Origin of the sequence: Bradyrhizobium sp. dw_78, assembly GCF_018449525.1 — a bacterium.
GTDB lineage: Bacteria > Pseudomonadota > Alphaproteobacteria > Rhizobiales > Xanthobacteraceae > Bradyrhizobium.
The window spans coordinates 248,950-260,668 of record NZ_JAAVUS010000006.1 but is presented as its reverse complement, the minus strand read 5'-3'; the positions used below and the strand labels follow the sequence as shown (position 1 = coordinate 260,668).

The window sequence follows — 11,719 nt, the reverse complement described above, 5'->3', positions numbered from 1 at the left end:
ACACGCTCTCAAGCAATAGAGCCTGCGGCGTTGAGGAAATCTTAATTAAGGTTCGGAATCGGACGGCACGGATTGGGAAAGATCCCGATTGGCTGATGACGGGTCAATCCGGCAGCATCATTTGCGCATAAAAAACGCGGCGTCACCGCCGCGTTTTTTAGATTCAACGATAGCGCAATTACGCCTGCGGCTGCGGCTCCAGCCCGGGATCCGGATCGGGACGCGGACGCGGCTTGCCAGCCGGCGGCACCGCCGAAGCGCGCGGCGTGGTCGGCTCCAGCACCGACTCGCGGTTCGGCTTCTTGCCCTTGAGCAGATCGCTGATCTCGTCGCCGCTCAAGGTCTCATATTCGAGCAGACCCTTGGCCAGCGCTTCGAGATCGGCGCGCTTCTCGGTAAGGATCTTGGTCGCCTCGTTATAGCCCTCCTCGACCAGCCGCTTGATCTCGGAATCGATCTTCTGGACGGTTGCCTCCGAGGCGTTTTGCGTGCGCGAGACCGACATGCCCAGGAACACTTCGTCCTGGTTCTCGCCATAGGACACGGTGCCGAGTTCTTCGGACAATCCCCAGCGCGTCACCATCATCCGCGCCAACCGCGTCGCCTGCTCGATATCGGAAGCGGCACCGGAGGTGACCTTCTCGCGGCCGAAGATCAGCTCCTCCGCGACGCGTCCACCCATCATGATGGCGAGCCGTGAGGTCATCTGCTCCAGCGACATCGACAGCTTGTCGCGCTCCGGCAGTTGCATCACCATGCCGAGCGCACGGCCGCGCGGGATGATCGTCGCCTTATGGATCGGATCGGTCGCGACCACATTGAGGCCGACGATGGCGTGGCCGCCTTCGTGATAGGCGGTCAGCAATTTCTCTTCCTCGGTCATGACGAGCGATTTGCGCTCGGCGCCCATCATCACCTTGTCCTTGGCCTCTTCAAACTCGGCCTGCGTCACCATGCGCTTGTTGCGCCTTGCCGCGGTCAGCGCCGCTTCGTTGACGAGGTTCATCAGGTCGGCGCCCGAGAAGCCGGGCGTGCCGCGCGCGATGGTCTTGAGATTGATGTCCGGCGCCAAGGGCACCTTGCGGACGTGGACCTTGAGGATCTGCTCGCGGCCGACGACGTCCGGGTTCGGCACCACCACCTGACGGTCGAAACGGCCGGGACGAAGCAGCGCCGGATCGAGCACGTCGGGCCGGTTGGTCGCAGCGATCAGGATCACGCCTTCGTTGGCCTCGAAGCCGTCCATCTCGACCAGCAACTGGTTCAAGGTCTGCTCGCGCTCGTCATTGCCGCCGCCGAGACCGGCGCCGCGATGACGGCCGACGGCATCGATTTCGTCGATGAAGATGATGCAGGGCGCGTTCTTCTTGGCCTGCTCGAACATGTCGCGGACACGGCTGGCGCCGACGCCGACGAACATTTCGACGAAGTCAGAACCCGAGATCGTGAAGAACGGCACATTGGCTTCGCCCGCGACCGCGCGCGCAATCAGCGTCTTGCCGGTGCCGGGAGGTCCGACCAGCAGCACGCCGCGCGGAATACGTCCGCCGAGACGCTGGAATTTTCCGGGGTCGCGCAGGAATTCGACGATCTCCTGCAGATCCTGCTTGGCCTCGTCGACGCCGGCGACGTCCTCGAACGTCACCCTTCCATGCGCCTCGGTCAGCATCTTGGCGCGCGACTTGCCGAAACCCATCGCCTTGCCGGCGCCGCCCTGCATTTGGCGCGACAGGAAGATCCAGACGCCGATCAGCGCGATGAACGGCAGCCATGAAACCAACAGCGACACGAACCACGGCACGTTGTCGCCGGGCGGCTTCGCGGTGATCTGCACCTTGCCGTTATAGAGGCGCGTCACCAGCGTCGGATCGTTCGGCGCATAGGTCTGGAAGCTCGAACCGTTGGTAAACGTGCCGTGAATTTCCGGGCCCTGGATCACGACGTCGCGGACATGGCCCTGATCAACTTCGCTCAGAAGCTGCGAGAACGAGATGTCCTGAGAAGACACGCGCTGCCCGGGATTCTGGAAAAGCGTGAACAAGGCCAACAGCAGCAGAACAATAATAACCCAGAGGGCGAAATTGCGCAGATTGGCGTTCATCGATCTTCCTTCGTGGTCGCGCGGATCGCGGCCTCATGTCCTTGGCAGTCTCTTGGGCAGCCTCGAGGGGAATCCCCTGGTCGACCATTGCACAATCTAAGTGTCGCCCCGGGCGCTGCCAAGGGAACTGCACAGGACTATTTAGCGCATTCTAGTGCGATTCCCGTTCAAATAATGGCGTCAGGGCCGGCGTTTCCCCGGGGTGGTTAAGGTTTCGCAGACCGTACCGGGCCATGACAGCCTGACGTTGATTTGGCTCAATCGCCCCGGCGGCGGCGGGGTGGCGCCGGCTCAACGCGGATCCGGCCGCCAACCAAGCTGATCAGGGCGCCGGCAAGGGTCTGCTTCAGACTGAACCGCCCTTTTCCGCTTTGCCTTGCGCCGGCCTGATCCAACGCCAACAGCAGCCCTTCGATCTTGCCGAGTTCCGCCGGCCCCTCATGCCCGAAACGATCGATCGCGCGCTGCAACAGCCGGATGCGGACTTCCTCCGGAAGGCCGGCAAAAGCGGCGAAGTCGAACACCCTGGCGTCCAGCCGCGCAGGCGAGGCTGCGCCACCCGCCAATGCGAGGTAGCGCTCGGCGCCATCGGCCAGAACCTCCACGGCAGCATTGGCGCGGGCGAGCCTCGAAGCTAGCCGCACCAGAGTGCGGGCGTCGCCGCCTTCGGCCGCGAGCGCCGGCATCAGGGCGCGAAGCCTTGGCCGGGTGAAATTCAGGTCGCGATTGGTGGGATCTTCGGCGAAACCGATTTTTGCTTTTTTAAGCGTTGCGACCAGTTGCGATTTGGAAACACCCAGAAACGGACGCGCCAGCAGCACGCCCTCGCGCTCGGACTGGGAGGCCATCGCCGCGAGCCCGGCGATGCCGCTGCCGCGCAACATCCGCATCAACAATGTCTCGGCCTGGTCGTCACGGGTGTGCGCGGTGAGAATGTGGGTCGCACCGGATGTCCGCGCCGCCTCCGCGAGCAATTTGTAGCGCGCCGCCCGCGCTGCCGCCGGCAATCCGGTTTTCGGCTTGGCGCCTCGCCAGCGCATCGTCCGATGCGGCAGGCCGAGGCTCTGCGCCAGCCGCTTGACGTCGCGCGCCTCGCGCGCGGCCTCCGCGCGCAAGCCGTGATCGATGGTCACGGCGATGAGCCGCGGACCGTGCGCCAAATTCCGTCGCCAGCGCGCCGCAAGCCACATCAGCGCGGTGGAATCGGGGCCGCCGGACACCGCAAGCACCAGGGCCGGCGCGGCCCGCAGCGCCGCGAACAGGCGTTTGGCGTCCTGCGCCGAGATCACGGAATGCTCAGAGTCGGGCATGGCTCGCGGCTGCGCGTGGAGAAAACGCGTCGGACAAAACTTCAAGGACTGATCGAGTTTATGCCGAGATGCGGTCCAGGCCCAGCATTGCCTGCACGCGCCGTCGCGTCAGCACTTGCTCCGCTTCTGCTCCCGGTCCACGGCCGCTTTGACGCCGCTCGAGGCGCGCGGATATTTTCGTGTCACCTCGCCCAGCGCGGCGCAGGCGGCTTCCTTTTCCTTCAGCGCCGCCAGCGATTGTCCGAGCCGCAGCAACGCATCGGGCGCCTTCGCCGATTTATCGTATTTGGTGGTCACCGCGAGGAAAGCTTCCGCGGCATCACGGTATTGCTGGCGCTGGTACAGGCTCTCGCCCAGCCAGTATTGCGAATCCGCGACCAGGGGATCGCCCGGATATTTCTGCGCGAAATTGCGCATGGTCTGCTCGGCAAGCGCATAGTCCTTGCGCTCCATATAGCCGATGCCGAGATCGAACTCGTCCCGCGGCGTCGCCGACGGCGGCAGGGTGGTCAGGCTACCGGCGTCGGCGGCATTCGGCGGAGGTCCGCCGCCGCCATTATTGGCGCCGGGATAGCCGAGATTGAGCGGTTCACCCGGGGCCCGTCCGCCCGGCGCGCCGTTCGTGACCGGCATCTGGCCGCCGCCCAGCGGACGCGGCGCGCCGGGGGCGTTCGGGTTCTGGCTGGGATCGAAGGCGTCGCCGCGACGCTGGCCCTGCGCCGGGGCTTCTTCCTGGTAGATCGGTGCGGGAGCCGCGATCGGCTGCTGACCATATCCCTGCTGGGGCGGCGGGTTATAAGCCGGACCGGGCTGGGCCGGAGCAGCCACGGCATAGTTCGGAGCAGGCGCTCCCGGCTGGACCGGTTGAGGACCGGGCGCGACTTGCGCCCCGCCCTGGAGCGCCCGCAAGCGCTCCTGGAGCAGTTGGTTCTGGTGTTGCAGTTCCTCGTTCTGACCGGTCAATTGCCGCAACTGGTTCTCAAGCTGCTCAATCCGCATTTCCGGATCGGCGTCGTCGGATTGCGCAAAGACCTGCGGACCCAGCACGAGCGTCGCGGTGAATGCCGCAGCCCACGTAACTCTATGGAATCTGGATAACATTTTGCCCTGACGACGAAGCCAGCCTGACATCGGAAGCAGGCTACATTGAGAGATCGAGTACGCCAAAAATGTGACTGATACAAACAGCTGGCTGGGTCTATCTGGCCGGATCCGGTCACGAAAAAGAAACCGGTGCCCCAAAGGCGCCGGCGACATCATTTCGCGCGATGGATGCTCAAGAGACGAAAGCTCAAGAACTGGCGTTCAGAACCGTGACGGCGCGGCGATTCTGCGACCAGCACGAGATGTCGTTACACACCGCGACCGGACGTTCCTTGCCGTAAGAGATCGTCCGCATCCGGCCCGCATCGATGCCATGCGATGCCATATAGGTGCGAACCGACTGGGCCCGGCGCGCGCCGAGCGCGATATTGTATTCGCGGGTGCCGCGCTCGTCGGCATGGCCTTCGATGGTGAAGCTGTAGCGCGGATAGGCCTGCAGCCATTGTATCTGCTTGTCCAGGGTCGCGGCCGCCTGCGGGCTCAGATCCGTCTGGTCGCTTTCGAAGAATACGCGGTCGCCGACATTCACCACAAAATCCTGCTGGCTGCCCGGGGTCGCCGCATTGGCCATCGCGCCATCAGCGCCGAAGTTCTTGTTGGCGCAGGCGCCCATCGACAGCGCCACAACCAATACCGCGGCCAGCTTCAATCCCTGGAGGATACGCATCTGAGATTTCATTCCTGAGCCTCCACGCTCGGGTTATCCAACTGTCCATCGGGTCTACAGGGGGTTGGTTAAGCGAACGTTCCGTCAACCTTGACGGGGAGTTGCCAAGGCCGATCAAATGCCCCCGAATGGCGAAAAGCGCCCGTGATGGTTAATGGGTTGTAAATGTGGCGCGAGGGTGGAGCAAGCGGCTCCATGGCCCGCAGTACCGGTTTTCAGAGCCGAATTCCCGGCCATCTTCCGAGGGAACTTTCAGCCAACACCGAAACCGTTGCCGCAACGCCGGTCAAGCCGCCGTTGCCCGACAATACAGCCTTTGAAGTCCGGCCTTTGCAGGACGACTTTTTGCAAGGCGGCCCTTTGTAAAGCGAGCTTTCAGGAATGCGGAACGATCGAGGCCGGCTCGAACGAGGTGATCACCTCGCTGGGCGATGAAGGGCGGGCGCTGGCGCGCTGGAACAACATCCGCCGCTCGAACGCGCTCGAACGCAGGAACGGATAACGGGCCAGAACCCTTTCCCGCACCGTCGGATAATGCGCAGCCATCAATCCGACCGCCTTGACCAGACCGGGGTACAGCCGCGGCTCGCACCAGGTTTCCTGCAAAAATATACGGCGGTAAAATGCCTGATGCTCGGGGCGGACGGGCGCCAATCCATAATCGGCATTGAAATGAACACCGGCGGTCGAACCCAGCCGAGCCGTCACATAGGGAAGCTCCGGGAAATTTCTTACCTTGGCGGGATCGGCCACGAAGCGGGTTGAATCGATGAACGAGAAGCCCTGATCGAGCTTCGGTTGAAGAATATCGCCGAACACGTCGAGCGACGGCGACACCCGCTGATCAGGCGTCAATACCGTGACGCGGATCGAACTGTAAAGCTCACCGTGGAAGTAAACGCCGAATACCCAGGAATTGGGGACCTCGTCATATCGATCGGTGACGCGTTCGTCGGCCGACGGCCGGATGGCGCCCTCGCGTAGATAGGCCCGGTACCGAAGGTTGTAGATCTCTTCTTTTTCTCTGGGTGTCTGCGCCAGACGGTAATCGACTTGATCGAGCGGGTCTGAGATCCGTGCGGGAGCTACTGTAGACACTTCGGCTGCCGATGCCACGCGGTACTCCTCAAGTCCCAACAACTTATGCGCACCTAAATAACATTAACATTTCCCTAACCGATTTGCAAAAATATCGCGGTATCAGGGTTAATTCCGGCGTTCAAAAACGCGTGCGCGGCGGGCCCGCGAAGACACCCGCGCAATAATAATATTCTACCGATGCGCCGGTTGAAACAATCAGGCGATCGATCGTGAAGGAGCCGCCAGGGTTTGCTCGCTGGGCACATGGCGGCCATGCGAAGCATTCAGGAGTTGGCGGATCCGTACCGCCGGGACCGGCCGGCTGAACAGAAAGCCCTGCGCCTCGGTGATCGTGCCGTCGGCGCTGATCAGATCGAGTTGCTCGTTGCTCTCGATGCCTTCGACCACGACCGACATGCCGAGATCGGCGGAAAGCCGCGCCACGCCACGCAACAGCGTCAGCGGACGATCGGTGTCGATGCCCTCGAGGAACGAACGGTCGATCTTCACCTTCTGCAACGGGAAATTGTGCAGATAGCTCAGGCTGGAATAACCGGTGCCGAAATCATCCAGCGATATCCGCACCCCGATCGCGCTCAGCTGCGACAGCACGTCGTGGGTCGTTTGCGTGTTGCGCAACAGCGAGGACTCGGTGATCTCGATTTCGAGCCGGCGCGCGGGAAGCCCGGAAACTTCCAGCGCATAGCGAACCTCGCTCAGCACGTCGCGCTGATGGAATTGCTGCGGCGAGAAATTCACGGCGACGCTGACGCCTTCCGGCCATTTCATGCATTCCATGCAAGCCTTGCGCAGAATCCAGCGGCCGAGATCGATAATCAGCCCCATGTCCTCGGCGACCGGGATGATGTCGATCGGGGAAACCGTGCCGCGCAGCGGATGATTCCAGCGCAGCAGAGCCTCGCAGGTCGATATCCGGCCGGACTTCAGATTGACCAGCGGCTGGTAGAACATCTCGAACTCTTCATTCGCCAGCGCCTTGCGCAGGTCGAGCTCCATGGTGCGGCGCGACTCGACGATCTGCGCCATCTCGTCCCGGAAGAAACAGAAGGTGCCGCGGCCATCGGCCTTGGCGCGATAAAGCGCCATGTCCGCATTCTTCAGCAGCGTATCGGCATTGACCCCGCGGGATGTCAGGGCGATGCCGACGCTGGCGCCGATCTCCACCAGATGGTTCTCGATCTTGTATCGCTCGCTCAGGCGATCGACGATGCGCCGCGCCAGAACCGCGGCCTCTTCAGGCGTGGTCAGGTTCTGCTGAAACACCACGAATTCATCGCCGCCGAAGCGCGCGACAAAATCCTCGGGGCGAAGCATGCTGCGCAGCCGTTCGGCCACGGCGCGCAGCAACTCGTCGCCGCAGGGGTGGCCCAGCGTATCGTTGACCTGCTTGAACTGATCGAGATCGATGAACAGCAATGCCGACAACTGCTCGCCTTCCTGCTGAACGGCCAGCAGGCGCCCGATCTCGTCGCGGAAATTCAGGCGGTTGGGCAGCGCCGTCAATTCGTCATAGCGCGCCAGATGGCTGATCCTGGCTTCGGCGTTACGACGCTCGGTAACATCTTCGAGCAGCACCACGGCACCGCCGCCGGCCATCGGCTGGAATGTCCAGGACAGCGAGCGTCCCCGGCTGCCATCGGGATCGGTCGTGATCATGTCCCGCGTCTGGGTGTTGTCGATTTCGGCAAGGATCATCTTGCCGCTCGCTTCGGAGAGCGAGCCGGCCTTGACGCAGGCCGCAACGATGTCGGACGCGCTGGCGCCGCGCTGCACGAGATCGTCCGACAGATGCATCATGTCGCTGAAATGATGATTCATCACCGCCAAACTTCCATCGGCGCGGAACATGCACAGCCCGTGCGGCATGTTGTTGAGCGCGGTGTCGAACTGGCCGGCGATCGCGGCTTCGCGTTCCCTGGCGACCCATGCATTCACATAGATCCGTTGCAGGCTGGAGGTGAGATGCCGGATGGCAACGAAGAAAACGAGGCTGAGCAAGGCAAGAACGAAATAATAATATCCGCCGACGAACATCAGCGCCGCGATCAGGGGCCCGCAGGCCAGCAGAACCTGCAAATGAAAAATGCGCGGCCGGCCAAATGTGCGTCCAACGCCGCCCGACGTATAGGCGACCACGGTCGTGACGCAGAGCATATGCGCGGCCACGTCGCTGGTCCGCAGCAGGACCGTGACGCCCCAGATGCCGAGCGTGAGACCGTAAGCGACCGCACCGATCCGGTATCGCTTTTCCCAGGTCACCGCTTCGGTTGCCGTCAACGGAGCGTTCCGCTGCTGGTAGCGGTACATCTGGAGGGCACGCGCTGTGCCCACCACCACGAAAAGAAGCACGCACAGCCAGATCAGGATATCGCCGGTGGCAATCGCAATCACGGCGCCGGCAATCGCGGGACCGAAAGCGCCGAAGATCATGGGCGCTGGATTCATGAACAGCGAATCCACCAGTCCCGCGTAAATCGACGGTGACATCTCCTGATCGGGGTCCCTGGATCGGCTTGCAAGCTGCATGGGAAATGCACGTCCTTTCAGTCTCGTACCTTACCCGCCGCTGATGAAGTCTTTCTGAGGGAATATTGTTACCGGAATGTTGTATGCGGCATGCAACGATGAAAATCCACTTGTTAAATCAGTGAGCTAGGCAAGGTTTGCCGACCATGCGGCACGCTGAGGCGAAGCGCCGATGCGGGACCGCCGGCCACTGACGACAATGGCGGAGACCAGGCCAGGTCGGGCGTCAAAGTCCGGGACTGGAATCCATTCGTTCACCGTCCCCCGAAATGTCGACAACGGGCCGCGCAGGTTCTGCGTCATCGCCGGGCCTCGGGAAGCATCACCCGCGCTCACCGCAAGTCAGCCATCTCCGCGGCGTAAATCTTAACCACGGGTTAAGATTTGACCTTAATTTTGGATTAACGCGCCTTGGTAAAAGGCCGGACAGAAGGTAGTTTCGGTCTAACAGGCCGCGTCCTGAAGAGTGTGGCGTTCTGGAGAGTGCCGGATGACCGATGCAGTTGTGGCCCGCTCAGCGAAATTGGGCGATTCCTGTTTGCGGGATATTCCCCGCCTTCTTTCCAAGGAAGAAATTCGCAACCTTTCGCAGATCGACAGCACCAGATTTACTTTGACCGCGCTGCTTGAGTTCGGCCTGATCGCCGCCGCCATCTGGATCAGCGAAACCTGGTGGAGTCCGCTAGTATATGCGCTTGCCGTCGTCGTCATCGGCTCTCGGATCAACGGCTTGGGGGCGTTGATGCACGACGCCGCTCATTATCGCGGCTACGCCAATCGAAAGCTCAACGACTTCATCGGGGAGGTTATCGCGCTGCCGACATCGGCTTCGATGGCGGGCTATCGCAATACCCATTTCGCTCATCATCGCGAGTTGAACAGTGAAAATGATCCCGACTGGCAACGCAATGTAGGGCTGAAGGAGTACGAATTTCCGGCATCGCCCGGCAGCGTGCTGATGCGCATCATGCAGTATCTGTCAGGCCTGAAGAGCCTTACCGCCGTCACGGGATTTCACAAGAACAAGGATACGCGCGACATTGCGGCCGCGGTGGCCCGTGCGCGGCTGTTCTTCTTTGCCGCGCTTTTGGTTGCATCGATCGTGCTGGGCTTCTGGAAGCTGCTTCTGCTTTACTGGATCGTTCCGCTGATGACGGTATTCCTGGCCATCCGGTATATCCGCAGCGTCGCCGAACACTATGCGGTGGAGCACGAGAACGTGCTTACCGAAAGCCGTACCGTCGTGGCGCCGTTCTGGGAGCTATGGCTGATCGCGCCCTGGGGCCTGAACTATCACCTCGAACACCATCTATTCCCGGGTGTGCCCTGCTTCAGGCTCGGGGAGCTTCATCGGCTGTTGATGACGCGGAAGCCCTATCCGGAAATCGCGCATGTGACTTACGGCTATTTCAGCGGGCTGCTGCGCGACTGCGCGGCGGCTCGTTACGCGGAAATGGCCGGCTCCACGTCGACATCATAGGCCGGACGCCTGCGAATGATCGGCGGCGGAGATTTGCCGATCCGCCGCGCTCAAGACAACAACGGTGACCAGGCCGGGTCGGACGCGAAGCTCGGGGTCGGGACCCGCTGCTCGGTACGCCCGGAAATGTCGATGCTAAACAGCGACGGCCCCGCCTCGCCGCCGGGATCGCGGAAGAACATCAGCACGCGGCCGTTCGGCGCGAAGGTCGGTCCTTCATTGTGGAATCCGGCGGTAAGAATGCGTTCGCCAGACCCGTCGGGCTTCATGATGCCGATGGCGAACTGTCCGCCGCCCTGTTTGGTGAAGGCGATGTAGTCGCCCCGCGGCGACCATACCGGGGTCGAATAGGTGCCGTCGCCAAAGGAGATGCGTTGCGCGGGACCACCGGTTGCCGCCATGACATAGATCTGCGGCTTGCCGCCGCGATCGGATTCAAAACACAGTTGCGTGCCGTCCGGCGCATAGGATGGCGAGGTGTCGATCGCCGGCGTGTCGGTCAGCCGCGTGGTCGATTTCGAACGCAAATCCATCACGAACAGGTTGGCGTTGCCGCCCTGCTGCAGACTCATGATGACGCGCTGGCCGTCCGGCGAGAAGCGCGGCGCGAACGACATGCCGGGAAAATTGCCGACGATCTCGCGCTGCCCGGTCTCGATATTGAGCAGATAGACCCGCGGGTCACCCTGGCCGAATTCCATATAGGTGATTTCCTGGGTCGACGGCGAGAAGCGCGGCGTCAGCACGAGGTCGCTGCCGCGGGTCAGGTAACGGACATTGGCGCCGTCCTGATCCATCAGCGCGAGGCGCTTGATGCGATGCTGCGCGGGTCCGGTTTCATCGACGAACACGATGCGGGTGTCGAAATAGCCCTTCTCACCGGTCAGCCGTTCATAGATCTGGTCGGAAATGATATGCGCGATGCGCCGCCAATATTCCGGCGACGTGGAATAGGCCCGGCCGGCGAGCTGCTGGCCGGTGGCGACGTCCCAGAGGCGAAACTCCGCTTTCAGGCTGCCGTCGGCCTGGCGGGTCATGCGGCCGGTCACCAGCGCCTGGGCGTTGACGGTCTTCCAGTTCGCAAATTGCGGCGCGACGTCGATATTGGTGATCCGCTCGATGAAGGCGGCCTGATCGATCGGCGCGAACAGCCCGCTGCGCTTGAGGTTGTTGGTGATGACTTGCGTGACATTGGCGCCGACCTCGCCGTCCGACGGCGTGCCCGGCACGAAATTCGGGATCGCGATCGACATCGGCTGGAATTCGCCGCCGGGGATCGGGACGATCTTTGGTCCCTGCTGCGCAAAGGCGCTGCGGGCGCCGCCCGCGGCCAGCACGCCAAGCGAGGCCGCTCCGGAAATGAGCTGCCGGCGGCTCGGGCGGAACGTCATTTCACGCAATCCATCTTTGTAGGTCATTTTGTCACGGGC

Annotated in this window: 9 protein-coding genes; 2 read left to right on the top strand and 7 right to left on the bottom strand. The window is 62.3% G+C overall.

Annotated features, from left to right (window positions below; genetic code table 11):
* Positions 1 to 178: 178 nt before the first annotated feature.
* The 4 genes from ftsH to pal all read right to left on the bottom strand — a co-directional run bounded on the left by ftsH (position 179) and on the right by pal (position 5,194).
* Positions 179 to 2,101 (bottom strand): ATP-dependent zinc metalloprotease FtsH, encoded by a 1,923-nt coding sequence (ftsH, locus tag HB630_RS17560; protein WP_213773523.1) that lies wholly within the window; start codon positions 2,099 to 2,101, stop codon positions 179 to 181.
* 257 nt (positions 2,102 to 2,358) lie between these two features.
* Positions 2,359 to 3,411, bottom strand: a complete 1,053-nt coding sequence (tilS, locus tag HB630_RS17555; protein WP_213773522.1) for a tRNA lysidine(34) synthetase TilS — start codon at positions 3,409 to 3,411, stop codon at positions 2,359 to 2,361.
* A gap of 108 nt (positions 3,412 to 3,519) precedes the next feature.
* The gene (ybgF, locus tag HB630_RS17550) at positions 3,520 to 4,512 is read right to left on the bottom strand and encodes a tol-pal system protein YbgF (RefSeq protein ID WP_213773521.1); all 993 of its coding nucleotides are present in this window, start codon (positions 4,510 to 4,512) and stop codon (positions 3,520 to 3,522) included.
* 190 nt (positions 4,513 to 4,702) lie between these two features.
* Entirely contained in the window at positions 4,703 to 5,194 is a 492-nt protein-coding gene (gene pal, locus HB630_RS17545; protein ID WP_213773520.1) for a peptidoglycan-associated lipoprotein Pal, read from the bottom strand.
* A gap of 183 nt (positions 5,195 to 5,377) precedes the next feature.
* Between pal and HB630_RS17540 the strand changes: the two genes are divergently transcribed.
* A complete protein-coding gene (locus HB630_RS17540) occupies positions 5,378 to 5,548 on the top strand; it encodes a hypothetical protein (protein ID WP_213773519.1) in 171 nt (56 codons plus the stop codon).
* A 9-nt stretch (positions 5,549 to 5,557) separates the two neighbouring features.
* Here the strand turns inward: HB630_RS17540 and HB630_RS17535 are convergent, their stop codons facing one another.
* Positions 5,558 to 6,298: a hypothetical protein gene (locus HB630_RS17535; protein WP_213773518.1), complete on the bottom strand. Its 741-nt coding sequence runs from the start codon at positions 6,296 to 6,298 to the stop codon at positions 5,558 to 5,560.
* 180 nt (positions 6,299 to 6,478) lie between these two features.
* A complete protein-coding gene (locus tag HB630_RS17530) occupies positions 6,479 to 8,809 on the bottom strand; it encodes an EAL domain-containing protein (protein WP_213773517.1) in 2,331 nt (776 codons plus the stop codon).
* A gap of 490 nt (positions 8,810 to 9,299) precedes the next feature.
* On the opposite strand from HB630_RS17530, the gene HB630_RS17525 reads away from it, so the two are divergent.
* Positions 9,300 to 10,289 carry a fatty acid desaturase family protein gene (locus tag HB630_RS17525; RefSeq protein WP_213773516.1) on the top strand — a complete coding sequence of 330 codons (990 nt, stop codon included), beginning with the start codon at positions 9,300 to 9,302 and terminating at the stop codon, positions 10,287 to 10,289.
* 50 nt (positions 10,290 to 10,339) lie between these two features.
* Here the strand turns inward: HB630_RS17525 and tolB are convergent, their stop codons facing one another.
* Positions 10,340 to 11,680, bottom strand: coding sequence for a Tol-Pal system beta propeller repeat protein TolB (gene tolB, locus HB630_RS17520; RefSeq protein ID WP_213773651.1), 1,341 nt, complete (start codon positions 11,678 to 11,680; stop codon positions 10,340 to 10,342).
* Between the last annotated feature and the right edge of the window lie 39 nt (positions 11,681 to 11,719).

Coding starts and splice junctions, on each gene's coding strand:
- ftsH (WP_213773523.1), bottom strand. CDS start 2,101: ATGAACGCCAATCTGCGCAATTTCGCCCTCTGGGTTATTATTGTTCTG.
- tilS (WP_213773522.1), bottom strand. CDS start 3,411: ATGCCCGACTCTGAGCATTCCGTGATCTCGGCGCAGGACGCCAAACGC.
- ybgF (WP_213773521.1), bottom strand. CDS start 4,512: ATGTTATCCAGATTCCATAGAGTTACGTGGGCTGCGGCATTCACCGCG.
- pal (WP_213773520.1), bottom strand. CDS start 5,194: ATGAAATCTCAGATGCGTATCCTCCAGGGATTGAAGCTGGCCGCGGTA.
- HB630_RS17540 (WP_213773519.1), top strand. CDS start 5,378: ATGGCCCGCAGTACCGGTTTTCAGAGCCGAATTCCCGGCCATCTTCCG.
- HB630_RS17530 (WP_213773517.1), bottom strand. CDS start 8,809: ATGCAGCTTGCAAGCCGATCCAGGGACCCCGATCAGGAGATGTCACCG.
- HB630_RS17525 (WP_213773516.1), top strand. CDS start 9,300: ATGACCGATGCAGTTGTGGCCCGCTCAGCGAAATTGGGCGATTCCTGT.
- tolB (WP_213773651.1), bottom strand. CDS start 11,680: ATGACGTTCCGCCCGAGCCGCCGGCAGCTCATTTCCGGAGCGGCCTCG.